This is a genomic window from Streptomyces sp. NPDC048295 (assembly GCF_040652135.1).
Taxonomy (GTDB): domain Bacteria; phylum Actinomycetota; class Actinomycetes; order Streptomycetales; family Streptomycetaceae; genus Streptomyces.
The window spans coordinates 168370-190623 of sequence record NZ_JBEZLL010000006.1; the positions used below are offsets into that span (position 1 = coordinate 168370).

At 72.6% G+C, this 22254-nt stretch carries 22 protein-coding genes and 1 pseudogene; 11 read left to right on the plus strand and 12 right to left on the minus strand.

The genetic code is table 11. The annotated features are described in order from the left end of the window. Positions 1-23: 23 nt before the first annotated feature. The gene (locus AB0D53_RS11255; protein ID WP_362443441.1) at positions 24-1160 is read right to left on the minus strand and encodes a nucleotidyltransferase domain-containing protein; all 1137 of its coding nucleotides are present in this window, start codon (positions 1158-1160) and stop codon (positions 24-26) included. A 69-nt stretch (positions 1161-1229) separates the two neighbouring features. Here AB0D53_RS11255 and AB0D53_RS11260 point away from each other — a divergent pair, with 69 nt between their 5' ends. Next, positions 1230-1595: a nuclear transport factor 2 family protein gene (locus tag AB0D53_RS11260; RefSeq protein WP_362443444.1), complete on the plus strand. Its 366-nt coding sequence runs from the start codon at positions 1230-1232 to the stop codon at positions 1593-1595. A gap of 113 nt (positions 1596-1708) precedes the next feature. Here AB0D53_RS11260 and AB0D53_RS11265 read toward each other — a convergent pair whose 3' ends face one another. Next, positions 1709-2377, minus strand: a complete 669-nt coding sequence (locus AB0D53_RS11265; RefSeq protein WP_362443448.1) for a winged helix-turn-helix transcriptional regulator — start codon at positions 2375-2377, stop codon at positions 1709-1711. Positions 2378-2463: 86 nt separating this feature from the next. On the opposite strand from AB0D53_RS11265, the gene AB0D53_RS11270 reads away from it, so the two are divergent. Further along, positions 2464-3675 carry a pyridoxal phosphate-dependent aminotransferase gene (locus AB0D53_RS11270; protein ID WP_362443451.1) on the plus strand — a complete coding sequence of 404 codons (1212 nt, stop codon included), beginning with the start codon at positions 2464-2466 and terminating at the stop codon, positions 3673-3675. Positions 3676-3687: 12 nt separating this feature from the next. Beyond that, a complete protein-coding gene (locus AB0D53_RS11275) occupies positions 3688-4305 on the plus strand; it encodes a peptidase (protein WP_362443454.1) in 618 nt (205 codons plus the stop codon). A 330-nt stretch (positions 4306-4635) separates the two neighbouring features. Here AB0D53_RS11275 and AB0D53_RS11280 read toward each other — a convergent pair. After that, a pseudogene (locus AB0D53_RS11280) lies at positions 4636-4721 on the minus strand. A 32-nt stretch (positions 4722-4753) separates the two neighbouring features. Next, positions 4754-5485: a hypothetical protein gene (locus AB0D53_RS11285; protein ID WP_329816956.1), complete on the minus strand. Its 732-nt coding sequence runs from the start codon at positions 5483-5485 to the stop codon at positions 4754-4756. A gap of 268 nt (positions 5486-5753) precedes the next feature. Between AB0D53_RS11285 and AB0D53_RS11290 the strand changes: the two genes are divergently transcribed. Further along, the gene (locus AB0D53_RS11290) at positions 5754-6272 is read left to right on the plus strand and encodes a DUF3574 domain-containing protein (protein WP_362443457.1); all 519 of its coding nucleotides are present in this window, start codon (positions 5754-5756) and stop codon (positions 6270-6272) included. A 151-nt stretch (positions 6273-6423) separates the two neighbouring features. On the opposite strand, the gene AB0D53_RS11295 is transcribed toward AB0D53_RS11290, so the two are convergent. Next, complete coding sequence (locus AB0D53_RS11295) at positions 6424-6972, minus strand: HXXEE domain-containing protein (protein WP_362443460.1); 549 nt, start codon at positions 6970-6972, stop codon at positions 6424-6426. An 82-nt stretch (positions 6973-7054) separates the two neighbouring features. On the opposite strand from AB0D53_RS11295, the gene AB0D53_RS11300 reads away from it, so the two are divergent. Together AB0D53_RS11300 and AB0D53_RS11305 are read left to right on the plus strand one after the other, a co-directional pair. Further along, on the plus strand, positions 7055-7633 hold the full coding sequence (locus AB0D53_RS11300) for a TetR/AcrR family transcriptional regulator (protein ID WP_362443463.1): 579 nt from the start codon (positions 7055-7057) through the stop codon (positions 7631-7633). Between the two features lie 89 nt (positions 7634-7722). Next, on the plus strand, positions 7723-8034 hold the full coding sequence (locus tag AB0D53_RS11305; RefSeq protein ID WP_362443466.1) for a hypothetical protein: 312 nt from the start codon (positions 7723-7725) through the stop codon (positions 8032-8034). A 37-nt stretch (positions 8035-8071) separates the two neighbouring features. Here the strand turns inward: AB0D53_RS11305 and AB0D53_RS11310 are convergent, their stop codons facing one another. The 3 genes from AB0D53_RS11310 to AB0D53_RS11320 form a co-directional block, all read right to left on the minus strand. After that, on the minus strand, positions 8072-9376 hold the full coding sequence (locus AB0D53_RS11310; RefSeq protein ID WP_362443469.1) for an SWIM zinc finger family protein: 1305 nt from the start codon (positions 9374-9376) through the stop codon (positions 8072-8074). Next, positions 9373-12291 (minus strand): DEAD/DEAH box helicase, encoded by a 2919-nt coding sequence (locus tag AB0D53_RS11315; RefSeq protein ID WP_362443472.1) that lies wholly within the window; start codon positions 12289-12291, stop codon positions 9373-9375. Before AB0D53_RS11315 ends, AB0D53_RS11310 begins: the two co-directional genes overlap by 4 nt. 90 nt (positions 12292-12381) lie before the next feature. Beyond that, positions 12382-13413, minus strand: a complete 1032-nt coding sequence (locus AB0D53_RS11320) for a slipin family protein (protein WP_362443475.1) — start codon at positions 13411-13413, stop codon at positions 12382-12384. 225 nt (positions 13414-13638) lie between these two features. Between AB0D53_RS11320 and AB0D53_RS11325 the strand changes: the two genes are divergently transcribed. Continuing rightward, positions 13639-13986, plus strand: a complete 348-nt coding sequence (locus AB0D53_RS11325) for a hypothetical protein (RefSeq protein ID WP_362443478.1) — start codon at positions 13639-13641, stop codon at positions 13984-13986. Between the two features lie 30 nt (positions 13987-14016). On the opposite strand, the gene AB0D53_RS11330 is transcribed toward AB0D53_RS11325, so the two are convergent. Beyond that, a complete protein-coding gene (locus tag AB0D53_RS11330) occupies positions 14017-14724 on the minus strand; it encodes a methyltransferase domain-containing protein (protein ID WP_362443481.1) in 708 nt (235 codons plus the stop codon). A gap of 62 nt (positions 14725-14786) precedes the next feature. After that, complete coding sequence (locus tag AB0D53_RS11335) at positions 14787-16001, minus strand: helix-turn-helix domain-containing protein (protein WP_362443930.1); 1215 nt, start codon at positions 15999-16001, stop codon at positions 14787-14789. 187 nt (positions 16002-16188) lie between these two features. Between AB0D53_RS11335 and AB0D53_RS11340 the strand changes: the two genes are divergently transcribed. The 3 genes from AB0D53_RS11340 to AB0D53_RS11350 are packed head-to-tail and all read left to right on the plus strand — an operon-like array spanning position 16189 to position 20222. Further along, a complete protein-coding gene (locus AB0D53_RS11340; RefSeq protein WP_362443484.1) occupies positions 16189-17088 on the plus strand; it encodes an SGNH/GDSL hydrolase family protein in 900 nt (299 codons plus the stop codon). A 6-nt stretch (positions 17089-17094) separates the two neighbouring features. Beyond that, on the plus strand, positions 17095-19086 hold the full coding sequence (locus AB0D53_RS11345) for a hypothetical protein (RefSeq protein ID WP_362443487.1): 1992 nt from the start codon (positions 17095-17097) through the stop codon (positions 19084-19086). A 38-nt stretch (positions 19087-19124) separates the two neighbouring features. After that, positions 19125-20222, plus strand: coding sequence for a tyrosine-protein phosphatase (locus AB0D53_RS11350; protein WP_362443490.1), 1098 nt, complete (start codon positions 19125-19127; stop codon positions 20220-20222). Positions 20223-20286: 64 nt separating this feature from the next. Here AB0D53_RS11350 and AB0D53_RS11355 read toward each other — a convergent pair whose 3' ends face one another. Then, positions 20287-21429: an ADP-ribosylglycohydrolase family protein gene (locus tag AB0D53_RS11355; RefSeq protein ID WP_362443493.1), complete on the minus strand. Its 1143-nt coding sequence runs from the start codon at positions 21427-21429 to the stop codon at positions 20287-20289. A 79-nt stretch (positions 21430-21508) separates the two neighbouring features. Between AB0D53_RS11355 and AB0D53_RS11360 the strand changes: the two genes are divergently transcribed. Next, positions 21509-21787 carry a DUF6343 family protein gene (locus AB0D53_RS11360; RefSeq protein ID WP_266420800.1) on the plus strand — a complete coding sequence of 93 codons (279 nt, stop codon included), beginning with the start codon at positions 21509-21511 and terminating at the stop codon, positions 21785-21787. A 41-nt stretch (positions 21788-21828) separates the two neighbouring features. Here the strand turns inward: AB0D53_RS11360 and AB0D53_RS11365 are convergent, their stop codons facing one another. After that, positions 21829-22197, minus strand: coding sequence for a tetratricopeptide repeat protein (locus AB0D53_RS11365; RefSeq protein ID WP_329816973.1), 369 nt, complete (start codon positions 22195-22197; stop codon positions 21829-21831). Between the last annotated feature and the right edge of the window lie 57 nt (positions 22198-22254).

The window sequence follows — 22254 nt, forward strand, 5'->3', positions numbered from 1 at the left end:
CATCATCGCCTCGGGCCCGGCGCTCAGTCCCGGCCGTCCCACCAGCGGGGAGCGTCCTCGTCCGGTTCACCGGGGCTCGCGAAACGGAACGGGACACCCAGCCGCTCCGCCAGTTCGCGGCCCGTCCGCGCCGCCTCGCCGCTCCCCTCCGCACCGATCCGGAAGCGGGCCAGGGCAACGCCCTCCCACGGCCGGGCCAGCACGGCGGTCAGCACCACGGTCCAGCCCCGGGTGTCACCGTCCCAGACCGCCTCGACGGCCACGGGGTCGCGGGGCAGGGCGCCGGCCATGGCGGCCAGGGTGTCCACGTCGTGGCGGGGCGGGGGCGGCATGCGGTCCGCGAGCGCACGGTGGCGCCAGTCCAGCAGTTCCACGCACACGTGCAGCCCCGGACGGGGTTCGATGCCGCTCTCGCGCATCGCGTGGACGGCCTGGATGTCCCGGCCCGCCAGGACCAGTTCGTCGACCCGCTCAGGTACACCGGCGGGGAGCGCCCACCACAGGAGCTGTGCGTGGTGGCTCTCGGCGAGGCGCAGCACCCGGTCGGCGAGCGGGCGCAGGCCGGGTTCGCGGTCGGCCGCCGTCCCGGCGAGCCGGCGGATGTCGGCGGACCACTGTCCGGACAGACGGTCCGGCGCGTCGATGCGGCGGAAGCCGCGCTCCAGCAGCCCCCGGGCGTTCTCCGGCTGCCCGCGCAGTACAGCCTTCGTCGCGGCGACCGCGTTGGCCAGCGCGCTCGCGTACGGCGACCAGTCGTCACCGTGCGCCGCGACATGTCCCCGGCCGTCGGCGGCCGGGGACGCCACGATCTCCAGGTCCACCCGCCAGAACAGCGGAAGCCCGCGGAATGCGGCGAAGACCAGCCGCCGCTCCCGTGAGTTCCGCGACTCCGGGTCCGTACGCAGGGAGTCCAGCGGCCGCACCGCTTCGAGTACCTCGCGGACAGCGGCGAGGCAGTCGTCGAACCGGTCGCCGGGCACGGTCCAGGCGAGGTCGATGTCGCTGTACGGGTCTGCCGTCCCGCGGGCGAGCGAGCCCCGCAGTTCCACCCGCGAGCCGGGGCAGTGCGCGGTGAGCGCCCTCATCAGCTCCCGCGCGAACGCGGCGCGCCGCGCCGGGTCGAGTGCGCACGCGCCGTCCCGCGCGTCCTGCCCGTTCATGACCCCGTTCCCTCCCGTCGTCCGGAAAACGCTCCGCTCCCGGCGCGTCCCCCTCCTACGATCTTCCCCATGGATCTCGAATTCGCCCGGACGTTCGCCGCAGAGTGGCTGGACGGCTGGAACTGCCATGATCTGGAACGCATTCTGACGCACTATCACGAGGACGTGACGTTCAGCTCGCCCGTCATCGCGCAGATGACCGGTGACACCTCGGGCACGGTGCACGGCAAGGATGCTCTGCGCGCGTACTGGGCCACCGGACTGGCGCGCATCCCCGAGCTGCGGTTCGAGCTGGTGGACGTCCGGGTGAGCGTCCATGCCCTGGTGATCGACTACCGCAACCAGATCGGCGGCCGGGTCAGCGAGGTACTGACCTTCCGCGACGGGCTGGTGATCTCCGGCTTCGGGGCGTACGGGGAGACGCTCGCCAACTGACGTACGACCGACCGCCGCCGGTGGCCGAACGGGAGCCGGCGGCGGGAACCCCGCCGGGCCGGACCGTCACTCGCCGCGCAGCTCGACGGCGGGAACCCCGCCGGGCCGGACCGTCACTCGCCACGCAGCTCGGCGGCGAGCGGCCCGTCGCCCGACACCTCGACACGCCCTTCCTTGACGGCCTCGGCGAGGGTCAGCCCGCCCCGCGCCAGTTCCAGGCAGACCTCGACATCGAGTGCGATACGGGCATCGGCGCGGGCGGCGGGACCGTCCCCGTAGACCGCCGTTCCGCCCTGCGCACCACCGGCACGTACATGGAACTCGCCCTCGTCCAGGTGGACTTCGACGGTCCCCGCATGGGTCAGCCCGTCCAGCGCCCGCAGCAGCGGCAGGGCGAACCAGTGGGCCCGGACCGCGTCGGTGGCCCGCCGTTCGGCCAGCGCGGGCGCACCCCACTCGGCGAGCGCGGCGAGCACCGGCATCAGGCCGTGGCCGCGCGCGGTCAGTTCGTACACCGAGGCGGCGGCGGGCGGCGGGAGCCGGCGGCGGGTGGCGAGACCGTTCTGCTCCATGTCCCTGAGCCGGGAGGCGAGCACATCCGTGCTGACACCGGGCAGGTCGGCGTGGAGGTCGGTGTAGCGGCGGGGGCCCGCCAGCAGTTCACGGACGATCAGCAGGGTCCACCGGTCGCCCACGGAGTCGAGGGCACGCGCGGTGGCGCAGAACTGGTCGTAACTCCGGCGGCGGACCGGGCGCGTTGCGGGCTGTTGCTGACGTGGCATGCGACGCAGTCTAGACATGTTGTTGGACTTTCCAAGCCCGAGCTTGGTAAAACCAAGTATCGCAATCAGGTCGGGGAGGCCACCGCATGGAATTCCGGCAGTCCAGCAAGCTCGACGAGGTCTGTTACGAGATCCGGGGCCCGGTCATCGAGCACGCCAACGCCCTGGAGGAGGCGGGCCACAGCGTGCTCCGGCTCAACACGGGCAACCCCGCGCTCTTCGGTTTCGAAGCGCCGGAGGAGGTCGTCCAGGACATGATCCGGATGCTTCCGCAGGCCCACGGCTACACGGATTCGCGCGGCATCCTGTCCGCCCGCCGGGCGGTGGCGCAGCGCTACCAGGCGATGGGGCTCACGGACGTCGGGGTCGACGACATCTTCCTCGGCAACGGCGTCTCCGAGCTGATCTCGATGGCCGTGCAGGCGCTGCTGGAGGACGGCGACGAGGTGCTCGTCCCGTCCCCCGACTACCCGCTGTGGACCGCGGTGGTGACCCTCGCGGGCGGCAAGTCCGTGCACTACACCTGCGACGAGGCCTCCGACTGGAACCCCGACCTCGCCGACATCGCCTCGAAGATCACCGACCGCACCAAGGCCGTCGTGATCATCAACCCGAACAATCCGACCGGCGCCGTCTACCCGCGCGAGATCCTCGAAGGCATCCTCGATCTGGCGCGCAGGCACGGCCTGATGGTGTTCGCCGACGAGATCTACGACCAGATCCTGTACGACGACGCCGAACACCACGGTGTGGCGGCCCTCGCCCCCGACCTGGTCTGCCTCACCTTCAGCGGCCTGTCGAAGACCTACCGCGTGGCGGGCTTCCGCTCCGGCTGGATGGTGGTCTCCGGACCGCAACAGCACGCCCGCAGCTATCTGGAGGGGCTGACCACGCTCGCCTCCATGCGTCTGTGCCCCAACGCGCCCGCGCAGTACGCCATTCAGGCGGCGCTCGGCGGCCGGCAGTCGATCCGGGAGCTGGTCGCGCCGGGCGGCAGGCTGTACGAGCAGCGCAACCGGGCCTGGGAGAAGCTGAACGAGATCCCCGGGGTGTCGTGCGTGAAGCCGAAGGGCGCGCTGTACGCGTTCCCGCGCCTGGACCCGAAGGTGCACCGCATCGTCGACGACGAGAAGTTCGTACTGGATCTGCTGCTGCGGGAGAAGATCCAGGTCGTACAGGGAACCGGCTTCAACTGGCCGCGGCCCGACCACTTCCGCATCCTCACCCTCCCGTACGCTGACGACCTCGACGCGGCGATCAGCCGCATCGGCCGCTTCCTGACCGGATACCGCCAGTGATCGGATCCCCCGGTGACCTGCTCCACATGCAGCTTTCCCGTCCATACCCAGTTCGCCTCGTCCGAGCTGGTCGGCCCGATCGTGGAGGACGGGCTCGATCCGGCCACCGACCCGGCCTGGGCCGAGTCCGGGGCACGGTCACCCGCCGAGTACGCGCGCTGGGCCGGTCATCTGTGCGGTATGACCTGCCTGCGCATGGCGCTCGGGGCGGGGGCCCCGTCCCTGTTCGCGCTGCGCGACGGGGCGCTCCGGTACGGCGCGTACACCGAGGACGCGCAGGACGGGATCCGGGGTCTGGTCTACGCCCCGTTCGCCGCGTACGCGCGCGAGGTGCACGGCGTGGACGCCGTGGTGCACCGTCATCTCGCGCCGGAGGAGATCCTCGGTCTGCTGGACGGCGGCCGTACGGTCATGGCCTCGGTGCACTACGGAATCCGGTACCCCGGACAGCCCGCTCCGGGGCGGGGCGGGCATCTGGTGCTGCTGACGTCCCGTACGGCCGACGGCACGGGCGTCCACTTCCACAACCCGTCGGGCACGACGGCGGGGACGCGGGCCGCGGAGCTCGCACTGTCCGACTTCGAGCGCTTCTTCGCGGGGCGCGGGGTGTCGCTGCCCGCGCGGGTGTGAACGGCGCGCCGTGAGCGGTGCGTCGTCCGGAAAGGGAGCGGGCCCGGGGGTGTAGCCGACCCCCGAGCCCTGGTGTGCCACCCATACGGCACGCCGACACTTTTAAGGACCCGTGTCAGGTTGATGTCGCCGCGTCCTGCCTTTAGACGACCGCAGATCGAAGCTCCGCGGGCCGGAGTCGAACCGGCATCTCGACGCCCGTGGGCACGGGCCCGTTCGATTCGGCGATGGGTGGCGAATGCTGAGTCTGGAGCAAGAGTCTGAGATTGATCGCGGTCTGCCTCTTCCATTTGGGCTACCCCGGCCCGTTCGTGTGCGGGAGGCACTGAATGCCGGGGGGAGGACTCGAACCTCCACTGGAACCGCGTCGTCACGACAAGCTTCAGTTTCAGCTTGCGCTCCTCGCGCACCCCGGCCGAAATGAGTCGGCCGGGGAATCAATGGTCGGTCACCCGAAGAGGTAACCGAATACCGCATCACCCACCCGCTGGTCGGTGACGTCCGCGCCGTTGGCCTCCTCGCGGGCGTACTTCACGGCCTGCTGGAGCTTCTCCACCCGGTCCAGCAGTTCGTTGACGCGCCGCGCGGGAAGGGCGCCGGAGAACTTCACCGTCGTCCAGTACCCGATCGGGACGTCCTCGTAGTACACCTCGACCTGCGCCGGGTGCTTGTCGGTGGCCTCCGCCTTCACGTGGTTGCGGGGCACCTTCTTCGTACGGAGGGTCCGTACCGGCTCGGTCTTCCAGGAGTCCGTCGACGGGTCCTGGGTCCAGGCCTCCGCGGCGTCGAGCACCGGCAGCTTGCGGACAAAGGTGTTGAGGTCCGTCAACTGCTTCTCCAGGAAGAGCAGATACGAGACCGGAACGTCGCTCACGAGCACCCGCCCGTCGACCTTCACGTCCGCGCGGGCCGCGCAGTTGGCCCAGTCCTTCGTGGCGGTCACGTCGAAGAGCCGCGTCAGGGTCGCCGCGGTCTCCCGCAGCACGTCCTCGGCCTTGATCTGCACCAGCGTCGACTCGGGCGGCAGCTGCTCGCCCTCCTCGTCCTTCGGCTGGTACGTCCGGGAGATCCCGGCCAGCAGACCGGTCTTCTGGAGGCCGTGATGTGCCGCTGTCAGGTCCTGGTGGGCCTTGGACTTGACGCCCTTCTCCACTGCGATGATCTGATTGAGTTTCGCCACAACGAGGAAGCTAGCAACGCCGATCCGGCCAGGACAAACGCTTTTACCATCGTCCTATTCTTCCCGTACGGGTGGATTCCGCAGGACGCACCTGTCCTTGCCGCCGCCCGGCGGGAACCGCTTGCGACAGTGAGGCCCGCGCATTCGCGCCACCGGCCCGCAGGCTCCCTCGCTCGCGCACGGGCTCCGCCCGTGCGGGCTTCTCCCCGCCCGCGGCCGGACACCAGCCGTCACCGCCGTTCCCAGGCGCCGAACGAAGGTCCCCGCCGTGCCTCGTCTCCCCCGTTTCACCGTCCCGAAGGGTCTCACCGGCCCGAAGAAGAAGCGCACCGCGCTCACCACTGCGGCCGTAGCCCTGGCCGTACTGACCGTGTCGACGCCCGTCGCGTCCGCCGCACTCGGGGACGAGGCGCCCGCGGCATCGCGGTCCACGGCGCAGGCCGTCGCCTCGCGCGGGAAGGCGTACATCGAGACCCGGCTCCTCTTCGGCACCGAACGCCCGGACGGCGGACCTGCTGTGACCGACCGGCAGTTCCTGGCGTTCATCGACGAGGAGGTCACGCCGCGCTTCCCGAACGGGCTGACCATCCAGGACGGCCGGGGGCAGTGGCGCGACTCCCACGGGGTCATCGAACGGGAGCGCAGCTACGAACTGACCCTGCTCTACCCCGCGTCCGAGGCGCGCGTGCGCGACATCCGGATCGAGCGGATCCGCGACGCCTACGAGAAGGCCTACGCCCAGGACTCGGTGGCCCGGATCGAGGAGCGCACGACCGCCGACTTCTGACACCCGGGAGCAAACCGTCTGCCGCCGGCTTCCGACACCCGGGCACAGCCCCTCGGCCGCCGGCTCCTGACACCCGGGCACAGACCCTCGGCCGCCGGCTTCCGGCGCACGGCGGCCGCGCGGCCGTTCCTTCGGCCGGTCCGTCGGCCGGTCACGCCGCCGCGCGGGCCCTGCGCCCGCGCGGCCGGTTGATCCGGTGCGCCAGCGCGTGAACTCCCGCCACCGTCACCGGAAGAAGCGCCAGTGCCGCAACCGTCGCGCCGGCGCCGCCGCTCCTGATTCCGGCCGCCTTCAGCCGCCGCACGGCCCAGACCGAGTACGGGATGACGACCGCCGGCGCCGTGACCACCCCCGGCGTGTAGCCCCGGTACGCCAGCGACTGCGCCAGGTGCGCGGCACCGTGCACCCCGAAGCCGAGCAGCACGCTCCGGAAGAACGGGCTGCGGCCGCCGGTCCGCGCCCCGTCCGCCGACGCCGCCGCCATGACCCCGCCCATGAGGCCGATAGCGACACCGACGTCCCGCTGCGAGAGCTCCGTCCGCTTCCAGAGCGCCTCGGGCACTCGCGGGAGCCGCTCCTGAAGTCCGGGGCGGGCCGCCCGCGCCCAGCCGGCCATGGTGGCCAGCTCCTCCAGGTCATGGGCCACCCAGGCGGCGAACAGCCCCCAGGTCACCGCCTTGGAAACCGTTGCCTCCGCCATACCGGGCCCCCTGCGTCGCCGTACGAAGTACGATGACCGCACCTTACAACGCAACGTTGCGTTGCTCTTCCCGGGAGTACCGATGTCCGACCCGACCGTGAACCGCCGCCCGGGCCGGGGCCCCCGCGCCGCCGAGGCGATCTTCGACACCACGCTGCGCCATCTCGCGGAACGCGGCTACGCCCGGCTCACCATCGAGGCCGTCGCCCAGGAATCCGGGGTCAACAAGACGACGATCTACCGCTGGTGGCCCTCGAAACCGGCGCTCCTGCGGGCGGCCCTGATCCATGCCCGGGTCCTCGACATCGACATCCCCGACACGGGCAGCCTCCGCGGTGATCTGATCTCCCTCACCGAACAGATCACCCGCCTCCTCACCGACGGGCGTACCGGACCCGTGGCCCGCGCGATGACCTCGGGCACCGGCCTGCCCGACGACGAACTCACTCTCCTCGCCCACGACTTCTTCGCCGACCGCTTCTCCCGTGAACAGCCGGTCTTCGTCCGCGCCGCCGCCCGCGGCGAACTCCCCGCGGACGCCGACCCGATGCTGCTGCTGGACCTGATCGCGGGGGCGGTCTGGATGCGGGTGCTGCTCCGCCGCGAACCGGTGCCGCCGGACTTCGCCCGGGATGTCGTCGATGCCGTACTGCCTCGCTGACGGCGCCCGGAGCGGCTGCGACCCGGTCGGGTACCGTGCCGCGGCCGGGTACGGGACCGTACACACGCACCGAACGGGGAACGATCCACATGGGCACGCCAGTACGTCACTTCACGGCCACGGCACCGGACGGCCAGGTGTTCACGGTCAATATCGAACGGGACTTCCGGTACGACCCGTACCGCGACTTCCTTGTCTGCACCCACTGCGACTGGTCGCCGTCACTGCTGACGACGGAGCGGATCACCGACATGGCCTGGGAGCATCTGGCATCGGTGCACGGCGCCGACCGGGGCCGGACCGACCAGGAGGACGAGGGGTTCCGCAAGGCCCGGCTGATCATGCTGCCGATCGTCGCCGTGTTGCTGATCGGCCTCTTCGTCTATCTGCAGAGCTACTGAGGCAGAGCTGCTGGGCCCGGACCGGACCGGCGGGGGATCAGCCCCCGCTGAGCTCCATGAGCGCGCTCACCGGGTCGGGGTCCGGAGTGGCGCGGGGCCACCAGTCGTCCTCGCCGGGCTCGGACTCGTAGCCGTACCAACGGCCGTCGTGGCCGAAGCGGAGCTGGAGCGCGCCGCCGGGGTGGGTGAGGTGGTTGCGCCGCGGCTGGAAACGGGGGAAGCCTGCTGCCGCGAGTGCGGGGCGGGCCCGGTCGAAGGGACCGGCCGGGGGGTCCCAGGGGGTTTCGAGGACGGCCAGCCCGCCGGCGCCGCCCTGTCGCCAGGCCGCGACCGCCCTGGCCAGGTCGGTGGTGGTGCGGCCGGTGGCGTACGCCAGCTCGCGGTAGAGGGCGCGGGTGGTGGCGGTGAGCCCGGCGGTGGGACGGGACGCGGCCAGACGTACCGCGTCCTGCCAGGGGGTGAGTCCGGCGAGCGGGTCGGCGCCGGTGGTGAGGAGCGCGTGCGCGCGGGCCGCCGCGTCCGTGGCGAGGTGATCGAGGGCGAGCGGGTCCCCTGCACCGGGCAGGCCCGGGTACGAGGGTGGCTGTGCGGGATGCGGCAGCACCGGCAGCGGGGCGGGGAGCGGCGGGAGGTAGCGCCGGGCGAGGGCTTCGCGCGCCGGTACGGAAGGGGTGGCGGGGGCCGTGGGACGTTCCCGGGCGGAGTGCGCGGCGTTGCGGCGGCCCAGCTCTTCGAGGAGTTCCCGTTCGCCCCGGCCGCGCAGCAGCAGCAGGACGAACGGGTCGGCGTCCAGGAGCCGCGCCATCTGGTAGCAGAGCGCGGCCACGTGCTTGCAGGGCCAGCCGTGGTCCGGGCAGGAACAGACGGGGTCGAGGTCCCCGGCGGCGGGCAGCAGCCCGATGCCGGCCTCGGCCGCCGTGTCGGCCAGCGAGTGCGGCATCTCCTTGGTGAGCAGCGCGGCGAGATGACCGGGCCGGGCCGCGACCGCGTCCAGGAAGGTGTCCCAGTCGGGGTCGGCGAGGGTCCGCAGCCGCAGCTCGCAGCGGTAGGGGCGGGGGCGGCTGCCGTGGACGTAGGCGACGACCCGGCCGGGGGTGACGGTGATCGCGGCGACCTTGCCGCTGTCGGCGTACGCACGGCCGCGGGAGAGCCGGCCCTCGTCCATCGAGAGGGACTCCAGGGCGGCCACCCAGGCACGGCCCCACCAGCTGTCCGCGAAGGATCCCTCGCCGTCGCCGGTGCGGGGCGGCACGGCCTCGAAGGTGCGCCGCAGGTCGTCGGGGCCGGGGCGCGGGCGCGCCACCGGGCGCGGGTCGGGGCCGGTGTGCGGGCGGGGGCTCATGTTGGCCTCCGGAGCGAGACGAGATCGGCCAGGTCGCGGTCGCTGAGCTCGGTCAGCGCGGCCTCGCCGGTGCCGAGGACCGTGTCGGCCAGGGCGCGCTTCGCTTCCAGCAGCTCCCCGATCCGGTCCTCGACGGTGCCTTCCGCGATCAGCCGGTGGACCTGCACGGGCTGCGTCTGGCCGATGCGGTACGCCCGGTCCGTGGCCTGCTCCTCGACGGCCGGGTTCCACCAGCGGTCGTAGTGGATGACGTGGGCGGCCCTGGTCAGATTGAGTCCGGTGCCCGCCGCCTTGAGGGAGAGCAGGAAGACCGGGATCTCTCCGGACTGGAAGCGGTCCACCATCCGTTCCCGCTCGGCGACCGGTGTGCCGCCGTGCAGGAGCTGGGAGGGGATGGCACGCGAGGCGAGGTGGGCGGCGAGCAGCCTGGCCATCGTCACGTACTGGGTGAAGATCAGGACGGAGCCGTCCTCGGCGAGGATCGTGTCGAGGAGTTCGTCGAGCAGGGCGAGCTTTCCGGAACGGCCGACGAGGCGGGTCGGCTCCTCCTTCAGATACTGCGCGGGGTGGTTGCAGATCTGCTTGAGCGAGGCCAGCAGCTTCATGATCAGGCCGCGGCGGGCGATGCCCTCCGACTCCTCGATGAACGCCATGGTCTCGCGGACCGCCGCCTCGTAGAGCGTGACCTGCTCGCGGGTGAGGAAGACGGGGTGGTCGGTCTCCGTCTTGGGCGGCAGTTCGGGGGCGATGCCCGGGTCGGACTTCTTGCGGCGCAGGAGGAAGGGCCGCACCAGGCGGGCGAGCCGTTCGACCGCTTCGTCGTTGGCGAGCCCGGCGGCCGATCCGGTGTTCTCGACGATACGGGCGTGCCGGGCCCGGAATGCCTTGAGGGGGCCGAGCAGTCCGGGAGTGGACCAGTCGAGCAGGGCCCACAGCTCGGAGAGGTTGTTCTCCACCGGGGTGCCGGTGAGGGCGACCCTGGCCGGGGCCGGGATGGTGCGCAGCGCCTTCGCCGTGGACGACTGCGGGTTCTTCACGTGCTGGGCCTCGTCGGCGACGATCAGCCCCCAGCCGTGGCCCGCCAGTTGCGCGGCGCTGGAACGCATCGTGCCGTACGTGGTGAGGACGAAACCGCCGTCGGGCCCGGCGAGCGAGCGGTCGGTGCCGTGGAAACGGCGCACGGGGACACCGGGTGCGAAGCGGCTGATCTCGCGGTGCCAGTTGCCCAGGAGGGAGGCGGGGCAGACCACCAGGGTGGGTTCGGGGCGGGCCCGGTGCAGATGGAGGGCGATGAGAGTGATCGTCTTGCCCAGGCCCATGTCGTCGGCGAGGCAGCCGCCGAGGCCGAGCGAGGTCATCCGGTCCAGCCAGGCCAGGCCGCGCAGCTGGTAGTCGCGGAGCGTGGCGTCCAGGCCGGGCGGCGGGGCGATGGTGGTGTGGTCGGCGGTGATGCGCTCGCGGAGTGCGGCCAGCGCGCCGACGGGCACGGCTTCCACCTGTTCGCCGTCGACCTCGGCGGTGCCGGTCAGTGCGACGGCGAGGGCGTCGACCGGATCGAGCAGGCCGAGGTCGCGCTTGCGTGCCTTGCGTACGAGCGCGGGGTCGACGACGACCCATTGGTCCCGCAGGCGCACCACCGGCCGGTGGGCCTCGGCGAGGGTGTCCATCTCCGCCTCGGTGAGCCGCTCGTCGCCCAGCGACAGCTGCCAGTTGAAGGCGAAGAGCTGCTCGGCGTCGAAGAACGAGGTGCCGTCGGTGGCCGAGCCGGGCGCGGGCCGCACGACGGCGGAGGCGGTGAGCGAGCGGACGAGCTCCCTGGGCCAGTGGACGCCGACCCCGGCCGCCGCCAGCCGGGCTCCGGCGTCGCCGAGCAGCTCGTACAGCTCGTCCTCCGTCAGCGCGAGCACATCGGGCACCGGCTGGTCCAGCAACCGCTCCAGCGGCACCCAGACGCGGGCGGCGCGGCGCAGGGCGAGCACGGCGTCGATCCTGGCGCGCGGGCCGAAGGGCTCGCCCGCCCCGCCGTTCCAGAGCGCGGCGGCGTCGGTGACGTAGGTCGGGTCGGCGAGGCTGTGCACCTGTGTGACGGCAGCGGCGGCGTGCCGCGCGGCGGTGGCGTCGGCGGTACCGGTGGCACCGTCCCTGTCGTCGGCCGTGTCGAAGAGTTCGTACGCCGACAGGTCGAGGCGCAGCGACACCCGTACGCCCGCGTCGAGCCCGGCCGCGACCTCGACCGCCCAGTCACGGGCCCCCGGCAGGTGCTGGGCCTCGCGGGCCGCGAAGGGCGCCCCCATCGCGAACGCCGCGGCGGGCGTACGGGGCAGGGTGTCGGCGACCGCGTCGAGGAACGAGCCGAGCAGCCACTGCGGGTCGGGGACCCGGAGCGGGGTGCCGTGCGGGAGCGGGACCGCGTGGCCCTCGGCGGGCATGGCGGCGGCTATCGCGCGGAGGTGGGCGATGTCCTCGGCGTCGCGCGGACCGGCCCGCCAGGCGTCGTGGTCGTCGTCCGTCAGGCCGGGGAGCAGTCTGCCGCGCGCCGCCAGGTTGAGCGCCTGGAGCGCGGCGGCGCCCCAGCACCGCGTGGCGGGGTGGGCGGACTCCTGGTGCCGGGCCCGGACCAGCAGCGGGAGCGCGTCGGCGACGGGCAGCAGGACCGCGGGCACCGTATGCCGGCGGACGCCGTCCCCCTGGCCGTGCCGGCGGACGACGGTGATCTCCCCCGTACGCGCGCCGGGTGCCGGGCTCTCCGGGTCCGCGGGATGTGCGCAGACCGCGCCAGGCTCCGGGAGGGCACCGCCGTCGGGATCCCAGAAGGCGACGCTCCCGGCCCTCGGCAGCGGTGCGGGCAGGAAGACCGCGGCACAGCGCAGGAGGCGGGCAGCGGACGCGTCCTGCTGGTGTTGTGCCGTGGTCATCGGTCCCCCTCCCCTCCCGCGCCGGTCCTCTTGGCCGGCTCGATCCTCATGACTCCTGCGAGTCTAGGCGGGGGGTCCGACAACCGGTCCTCAGTGCTTGGCCAGCGGCTTCGGACGGGATGGCCGTGCGGGAACGGGTGCCGGGGGCGCGGGCATCGCGGCCGGGGGCGCGGGCATGGGCGCCGGTCCCACGGCCGACGGCTGCTGCGGCCCCGGCCGGGCCTGGGCCGCAGCCGGGCGCTGGGCCTGCGCGGGGCGCTGCGAGCGGTCGGCGGGGCGGGACGGCTGCGCATGGCGTTGCGGCGGTGCCGGCCGCGGCGGCTGGGCGCTCTGCTCCGGCGGGGTCAGCTGTTGCTGCGCGGGCTGCTGTGCCCGCTCCAGGAAGCGGAGCAGCTCCACCGGGAACGGCAGTACCAGCGTGGAGTTCTTCTCCGCCGCGACTGCCACCACCGTCTGCAGCAGACGCAGCTGGAGCGCGGCCGGCTCGGCGGACATCTGTCCCGCCGCCTCGGCGAGCTTCTTCGACGCCTGGAGCTCGGCATCCGCGTTGATGACCCGGGCACGCCGTTCACGGTCGGCCTCGGCCTGGCGGGCCATGGAGCGCTTCATCGTCTCCGGCAGCGAGACGTCCTTGATCTCCACCCGGTCGATCTGCACACCCCATCCGACCGCGGGGCTGTCGATCATCAGCTCAAGGCCCTGGTTCAGCTTCTCGCGGTTGGACAGCAGATCGTCCAGGTCGCTCTTGCCGATGATCGACCGCAGTGAGGTCTGCGCCATCTGCGACACCGCGAACCGGTAGTCCTCGACCTGGATCACGGCGCTCGCCGCGTCGACCACCTTGAAGTAGATGACCGCGTCCACCCGCACCGTCACGTTGTCCCGGGTGATCCCGTCCTGCGCCGGCACCGGCATCGTCACGATCTGCATGTTGACCTTGCGAAGCCGCTCGATGCCGGGGATCACCATGGTGAAACCGGGTGCCCGTACGTCGTCACGGAGCCTGCCGAGCCTCAGCACGACGCCCCGCTCGTACTGCTTGACGACCTTGGCCGCCGCAGCCAGGTACAGCGTGCCCACCGAGGCCGCCGCCACTATCGCGATCACGAGATCCTGGACCATGTCGGCCCCCTGAAAGCCGAAAACTGACTGAATCCAACTGAATCAAATGAATTGTACGATTCAGCCGCTAATACCACGGTATGCCCAGTCTCAATCAATAGGAACACGGACGGGACCCCGGTGCTGCGGCCGTCCCCCCGCCCGGCCGTGCCCCGGATGCCGGGGCGCCGCGCAGGGGGCAGGGTGTCCAGCGTCAGCACGTACCCCGTAGACGAGGACCCGCCCATGCCCGTGATCGCTCACCGACGCCGCCGCCTCGGCATCGCAGCCGGGACCGCGCTCCTGACACTCACCGTCGCAGGCTGTTCCGGCCTCGGCCGGACCGCGGTCGGGCCGATCACCTACACGACGGAGCGGGGTGCCGTGATCATGGTCAACAGCCCGTCCGTGAAGGGCTGCCACCGGCTCGCTCCCGCGGGCGCCAAGGCGGTGGACAACGGCACCCTGGTCGACATCATCCTGTATCGCACGCTCGACTGCACCGGTCCGGGGACGACGTACCTCGCGACGACGTTCAGCGATGTCAACGGGCTCTCCGCCCTGCCGTGGCGCAGCTTCAGCACGGTCCACTGACCGGTCACCGCGTCCGGCACGGCCCGCCGTCTACGCGGGCAGGGCGCGCACCCATGTCCCGTCGTCCGTGAGATACCGGTCGACGGTCAGACCAGCCGCCGCCAGATACCCCTCGAACCGATCCCTGGAGAGCTCCCGCGAGCGGAACGTCTGGGTCCAGCGCGCGTCGTCGAAGACGTACTCGACATGCACCGAGTCCACCCCGTCGCCCACGGGCTCCGCCGAGACGATCCGTACGGTGTACCCGCCCGGGTATCCGTCCGGATACGTCCTCTCCCGCGGCAGGTTCCTGCGGTAGTCGGCGCCCTCACGCTGGACGAGCACGGCTCCGTCGTCCTCGACGTGCTTGCGGCAGGTCCGCAGCAGACCTTCACGCACCCGGTCATCGCTCGTGTGCACCAGGAGCGAGGCGAGCATCACCACGTCGAACCTCTCCTCGCCCAGGTCCAGCGACTCGATGGGGCTGCACACGGTGCGGGCACCCCGGATGTGCTCCAGCATCCGCGCCGACTCGTCCACGGCGGTGACCTCGAAGCCGCGCCCGATCAGCGGATGGGTCACCCGGCCCACGCCGCAGCCCAGCTCCAGCACGCTCGCCCCGGCGGGCACGGCGGCGGCGATCACCTCCGGCTCGTCACCGACGGGCAGCCGGCGGTACAGCTCGACCGCGCAGCCGTCCGGCGTGATCTCGCCGGGACCAGTCCCTGAATGACCCTCACGCACCAGGTGTCCGCTCATGCACCGACGAACGAACGGCCGTTGACGGTGGTTCCGGTCATGGACACCGCCCCGCTCCCGTTTCACACCGCACGGCGGGCGACCAGTGCCGCGCTGATGTGCTGGAGATCGGCCGGGCGGGCCGGGGAGAGGCCGGTCAGCCGGTCGATGCGGCGGATGCGGTAGTCGACGGTGTTGGGATGGATGTGCAGCGCGGCGGCGGTGGCGCGCCGGTCCAGGCCCAGTTCGAGATACGTCTCCAGGGTGCGCAGCAGCTCCGGCTTCACCTCCAGGGGCCGCAGCAGCTGGGCGAGCCCGTGCAGGGCCTCGCTGGGCCGGCTGAGCTGGTACTCCAGCAGGACGTCGGCCAGCCGGTACAGGCCGGGCGGCCGGCCCGTACGGGCGATCAGGTCGACGATCTCGGTGTTGCGGGCCACCGCGGCCGGCACCGCCTCCGGCTCCGCGGTCTCCGCCGCGGCGGTGATGGGCACACCCGCCGCGCGGGCCGCCTCCTCGATCAGCGCGCACAGGCCGTCCGGTCCGCGCCACGGCGGTGGTGGTTCGGCGGCGGGCAGCAGCACCGTGCCGCCGGAGGCGTCGAGCGCGGTGAGCGCCGGCGTACCGGCGAAGTGGTCGAGGGCCGTGCGCACGCGGCGGATCTTGCGCCGGGCCGCGACACCCGCGCCCGGCCCCGGTGACTGGCTCAGCTCGTCGGGGTGCGGGGCGAGCGCGAGCGTCATCGTGAGGTAGCGGGCGGCCGGGCGCAGTCCGGTGCGGTGGGTGAAGCGGTCCAGGGGTTCGCCGGTCAGCAGGGCGGCCATCAGGGCGTGCCGGCCGCCGTGTTCCTGGCTGTCGAGGATCCGCCGCGCCTCCAGGTACGCGCTGCTGACGGCGGTGGTCAGCTGCTGCTGGAGGACCATGATCCGGTCCATGATCTCCAGCACGGTGGGGAGGTCACCGGGGAGCGCCCCCTTCGCGGTCTCCTGCCAGCACATCGCCGTGCCTACCTGGTAGGCGGTGAGGATGGCGTCCAGTGGCACACCCTCCTCGGCGCGCTGGGCCGCCGAGTCGCGCTGCTGGGCGAGTTCGGCGTCCGTGGCGGGGCGGCGGTGCTCGACGACGTCGGCGAAGAGCCGCAGGTTGTGCTGGACGATGTCGGCGATGTCGCCGGAGATCTCCTCGTGCGGCAGCCCGGCGTAGACCGGCAGATCGGCCAGCAGCCGGGCGACGACACGGCCGGTCAGGGCCGGGACGCGGGCGCGCAGATGCGCGGCCACCGGGCGTCCGGCGATGGACAGCGGCCGTTCCTCCGGCCCTTCCGGGGCGCCGTGCTCCCCCGTGACGACGAGCGGCCGATTGTCACGCGTCACAAGTTCCCCCGCAGAAGTCTGCGTTACCCACCAGTTAAACGACGGCTGTTGAGTCTGCATGATGACCGGCGTCACACGCCATGCCACGTCCCGCCCCCCACCGTCGGAGGATTCCGTGAACATGCCGCAGCACAAGGGTTTCTGTCGATCCGTCAGGACTGTCGTGGGCGCGCTCGCCCTGGCCGGTCTGGCCGTGGGGACCGGCGCGGTTCCGGCATCCGCCGCCCAGGACGGCACCACGTCCTATGTCGCGCTCGGCGACTCCATGGCCTCCGGGCCGCTCATCCCGGACATCACGGGGCCGGTGGCCTGCGGCCGCTCGACGCACAACTACCCGCACGAGCTCGCCGAGCGCCTCGGCGCGTCGCTGCGCGACGTCACCTGCAGCGGTGCCGCGTCCAAGCACATGACGGAGAAGCAGTCGCTGTCGCTGCTCGACATCCCGATGGGTTCGGCCCCGCCGCAGTTCGACGCGCTGCGCCCGGACACCGACCTGGTGACTCTGACCATCGGCGGCAACGACGCCGGCCTGGTCGGCATCGCGCAGAAGTGCACCACCCTGGACCCGAACGCCACGCCGTGCAAGGAGAAGTACAACGAGGGCGGTGTCGACCAGGTCGGTCAGCGCATCGCGGAGTTCGCGCCGAAGCTGGGCGTCGTACTGGACTCGATCCACCAGCGCTCACCGCACGCCCGGGTGATCGTCACGGGTTACGGCCTGTACATCAAGCCCGGCGGCTGCTGGCCGCTGCAGCCGGTCCTCCCGGTGGACGCCGACTTCCTCCAGGGCAGCGTCGACCGGATGAACGCGGTGATCGCCGAGCAGAGCGCGGCGCACGGCGCCGAGTACATCGACCTCGCCACGCCCAGCAAGGGCCACGACTCCTGCCAGGCCCCGTCGGACAAGTGGGTGGAGGGGTACGTGCCGACGGCGGCCGCCGCCCCGCTGCACCCCAACCGGAACGGTGAGGCGAACTACGCCGCCATCATCGGCGCGCACCTCCAGGGGAGCTGACCGGAGTTGTTCCCCCGCCTGCTGCGCGGGCTGCTGGCGGCGGCGCTCGGCGCCGCCGCCCTGCTCGTCCCGGACGCCCCCGCGGCACGGGCCGCCGGGTCGTCCGGGCCCGGCTGCGACCCGCTCGCGCCCGTCGAGTGCCTGCTCCCGTTCCCGAACGACTGGTACACCCGGGCCGACCCGGCCACCGACACCGGCCGCCGGGTGTCCTTCGGCTCCGCCACGCTGCCGCGCGCCGCGGCCGGCCGGCCCGTCGACCCGACGGCCTGGAACCGGTCCGACGGCTTCTCCCCCGGCTCGACGCTCATCGCGCACGTTCCCGGCCTCGACCCGGCGGCGAGCGGCACCGCCCCGCTCACCGACATCGGCCGCTCCCTCGCCCCCGACGCACCCGTGGTGCTGATCGACACCCGGACCGGGGAGCGGTGGCCGTACTGGGCCGAGGCGGACGCCAACGCCACCGACCCCGCGCGCCGGGCCCTGCTGATCCACCCCGCGCGCAACTTCCGCGACGGCCACCACTACGCCGTCGCCCTGAGGCACCTCGAGGACGGGGCGGGCCGCACGATCCCGGCCGCCGGGCCGTTCGCCGCCGTCGCCGGGAGACCGCTGCCCGCCGGGCATCCGCTGCACGCCCGGCAGCGTCAGCTCCGCCCGGCCCTGAACGCCCTGCGCAGGGCCGGGGTGCGGTCCGAGGAGACGTATCTCGCCTGGGACTTCACCGTCGCGAGCACCCGCAGCCTCACCGGCGACCTCTTCACCGTCCGCGACGACGCGTTCCGCCGGCTCGGCGGCCGTTCGCCCGCGTTCGCCGTCACCGGTGTCACCGACTTCACGGCCGAGCAGGACTCCCGGATCGCCCGGGAGGTGACCGGCCGGATCAGCGTGCCCGGCTATCTGGACCTGCCCGGCGGCCCGCCCGGCTCCGTACTGCACCGCGGCCGCGACGGCCTGCCCCGGCGGCTCCCGGGGAGCAGCCGACCCGCCGAGTTCCGCTGCGAGATACCGCGCTCCGCCTTCCGTACCCCCTCGCACCCCGCGCTCTACGGGCACGGCCTCCTCGGCCGCCGCTCCGAGGTCGGCGCGGGCAATGTCAAGGCGATGGCGGCGGAGCACGACTTCACGTTCTGCGCGACGGACTGGATCGGGATGGCGGAGGAGGACATCCCCGTGGTCCTCGGCGCGCTCGCCGACCCGAACCTCTTCCCCGCCGTTCCCGAGCGCAGCGAACAGGGCATGCTGAACGCCCTCTTCCTCGCCCGCGCACTGATCCACGCCGACGGACTGACCACCGACGCGGCCTTCCGCGACGCGGACGGCCGCCCGCTCGTCGACCTCCGGCACGGCATCGGGTACGACGGGAACAGCCAGGGCGGAATCCTCGGCGGCGCCCTGGTCGCCGCCTCGCCCGACATCCGGCGCGGGGTCCTCGGCGTCACCGGCATGAACTACGGCCTGCTCCTCAACCGCAGCGTCGACTTCGCGCCGTTCCAGCAGGTCCTGGACCTCGCCTACCCGGACAAGCTGCGCCAGCAGATCGTCCTCCAGCTGTTCCAGATGGTGTGGGACCGCGGCGAGACCGACGCGTACGCGAACCACCTCACCGACCGCCATCAGGTGCTGATGCACATCGCGTACGGGGACCACCAGGTCGCCAACGCGGCGGCCGACGTCGAGGCGCGCACCATCGGCGCGCGGCTGATCACCCCGGTACTCGCACCGGGCCGCAGCCCGGACACCGTCCCGTACTGGGGCATCAAGACCGTAGCGTCCGGGCAACTGCCCTACCGGGGCTCCGCGATGACGGTGTGGGACAGCGGCACGCCCACCCCGCCGCTCACCAACACCCCGCCCGCCGGGCCGGTCTACGGCCACGACCCGCACTCGGACCCTCGCAATTCGCCGGCCGCCCGTCAGCAGAAGGCCGCCTTCCTGACCACCGGCCGTGTCATCGATGTCTGCGGCGACACGCCGTGCACCGCCGCCCCCACCTCCTGACACCCCCACCCCCGACAGGGATGCAGACAAGGAGCACCATGCGCACGCACCGCATCACCCAGGCAGCCGTCGCGGCCGTCCTGCTCGCCGGTACGGTCCTCGTCCTGCCCGCCCTCGCCGCCACTCCCGCCGGCGCACCCGCGGCGAGCGCCGAAGCCCGTGCGCGGGCCGCCGCCGTACCGTTCACCGCGGCCACCGCCGCGCGCGCCGCCGACGGCGGCTACACGCTCTCCTGGTCCTCCGCCGCCGGCTCGGTGACCGTCACCGCCGTGACCGCCCCCGACGCCACCACCGGCACCCCGGTGGGCACCGCTCCCGGCACCGGTTCACTGACCGTCCCCGCCGGAACACTCGCCGAAGCGGGACGCTGGTACTTCCGGCTGGTGCCGGACATCGGTTCGCCGCTCGTCGTCGCCGAACGCTCGCTCGGGATCGGGTCGGCCCGCAACTTCCGGGACATCGGCGGCTACCGCACCGCCGACGGGCGCTGGGTGCGCCCGGGGCTGGTCTACCGTTCCAACAAGATCAACAGCCTCACCGACGCCGAGCAGCAGCGCCTGCTCTCCCAGCGGCTCACCCTCGACGTGGACCTGCGCAACGCGGTGGAGCGGCACGACGACCCGGACCGGCTGCCCGCCGGTGTGAAGTACCAGGTCGCCGATGTGGTGTCGCTCAGCCACGGCATCCGCTTCCACGACTCGGCGCTGATGACACTGGCCGAGGCCGTCGCGGCCGGGCTGTTCTCCGGCTCGTCCGACCTCGGCCAGTCCATCGGCTACCCGTTCATGGTCAACTTCGTGGGCGCCGACTACGCCTTCCGCGACCTGCTCACGGCCGTCGCGACGAACGGCTCCGGCGCGACGGTCTTCCACTGCAGCTCCGGCAAGGACCGCACCGGCTGGAGCACGGCCGTCCTGCTCACCCTGCTCGGCGTCCCGCGCGGGACCGTCGAGGCGGACTTCCTGGCCAGCAACGACTACCTGGGCAACCCGAAGGCCGTCGAACTGAGCTGGCTGCGCGCGGCGTTCGACGAGGTGGACCACCTGTACGGCGACTTCGACACCTACGTACGCGAGGGCCTGAAGCTCGACGACGCCACGGTGGCCGCCCTGCGCGACAAGCTGCTGACGGACTGACGCACCGCCGGCACCCGGTGTACTGACGAGCGGTGCTCCCGCCGCTCACCGGCGGGGCCCGCCGTCAGTACGCCGGGTAGCGGTCGGCCGGCCAGGCGACGGTGTGCTCGAACTCCACGCACAGATCGTCGGCCAGCTCGGTGATCACGCCCCGGCCCTCGGTCGCCACCAGCCAGGCCGCCGGAAGGTGCACGTCCCCGTGGCGCGCGCCGAGCAGGTTGCCGCAGATCGCACCCGTGGAATCGCTGTCGCCCGAGTGGTTGACCGAGAGCAGCAGCGCCCCGGCCACCTGATCGGCGCGGGGCAGCACGAGGGCGCTGTACACGGCGATGGCGAGGGCCTCCTCGGCGACCCAGCCCGCACCCAGCGTCTCCACCTTCTCGCCGGCCGGCGCGCCCTGCGCGGCCAGGTCGACGGCGGCACGCAGCGCCGAGGAGGTCTCCTCGTGCCCCGGGTGGCGGCGCAGCAGCTCCATGGCCCGCAGTACGGCGCCCTCCGTCGAGTCTCCCTCCAGGAGGTACGCGACGATCGCGGCGAAGGCCCCGGCGGCGTACGCACCGGTGGGGTGGCCGTGGGTGATCTGCGCGCACCAGTAGGCGAGCCGGAAGGACGCCTCGGCATCCTCCCCCACCAGGCCGAAGGGGGCGGACCGCATCACCGTGCCGCATCCCTTGGACCCGGTGTTGACGGGTCCGGGCTCACCGAGCCGGCCCTTCGGTTCGGGGACGTGACCGGTCGCGAGCCCGGTCAGGCAGGCGTTGCCGGGGGCGCGGCGCGCGTAGAGCCAGGGCTGACGCCTGAGCCGGCCGGTACGCACCGGGTTGTCGCCGCCGCGGGCCGGCGGTGCGGGGTGGTTCTGGGTGTCCAGCCAGCGCAGATAGGCGTTCCGCACGATCCGGGTCTCGGAGCCGCCGTCCTCGGAGCCGCCGTTCTCGGTGCCGCCCTTCGACATCGCCCGGGCATGGGCCCTGATCAGCCCTTCGGCGGTGAACAGGGTCATCTGCGTGTCGTCCGTGACCCGCCCGACGACGCCCTCGTCGTCCGGGACCAGCCCCTGTACGCCGTACTCACCGTGCGCGCGGCGGATACCGGCCAGGGACAGGAACTCCACCGGGTTGCCCAGCGCGTCCCCGATCGCCCCGCCCAGCAGACAGCCCCGGACCCTCGACCTGCGGCCGGTGCGGTCCTCCCACGATGTCCCGTTCACGCACGCTCTCCCAAATCCGGTGTCGACAGGTCGTCCAAAAAACCGCCGCGGGTCCATCCTGGTAGGAGAGGCGATCGCCATGCGTACCGGCAATGAACCGACGACTGCCCGCAGTCCGCTGAGGCTGCGGCTCTGGCTGAGTCTATGGGGGCTGGCCTGGGCCGTCTTCGGCCTGGCCGCCTTCACGATGACCGACCGGCCGGGCTGGGCCGCCGCCTGCGGCCTGCTGCTCGTGCTGGTCCTCGTGGACCTGACGGTGATCGTCCACCACATCCACCAGGGCCCGCACTACCAGCCCGGCCGCGATGTACCGCCGTACGAACCCGACCACGGCGGGCGCGGCAGATACGGGCACTGAACCGGGCCGGGCGCGCGCTCTACCCGCCCGGCGCCGTCCTCTCAGTCCTGGGCGGGGAAGCGGGCCGCCTTCAGATACTCCGGGTTCGGGTCGAGCGCGGCGGCCAGCCGGAAGTGGCGGGCGGCCCGGTCGGTGCGGCCGGCGCGCTCGAAGGTGCGGGCCAGCGCGAAGTGCGCGAAGGCGTTGTCCGGTTCGCGTTCCAGGACGAGTTCGAATTCGAGTTCCGCGGGGCGCAGCTGGGCGGCGGCGAAGAACGCACGGGCGCGCAGCAGCCGGGCGGCGGTGTTCTCCGGATGCGCCGCGATCACCGAATCGAGCAGCTTCACCGCGCCACGGGGGTCGCGCGCGGCCAGCAGGTGTTCGGCGGCGCGGAAATCGATGACGTCGGTCTCCGGGGTCCTCTCGGGCACGGTCTCGTCCTTCCTTTCGTCACCGGGTCCACAACGTCCGGCCGGGGGCCGGTATTC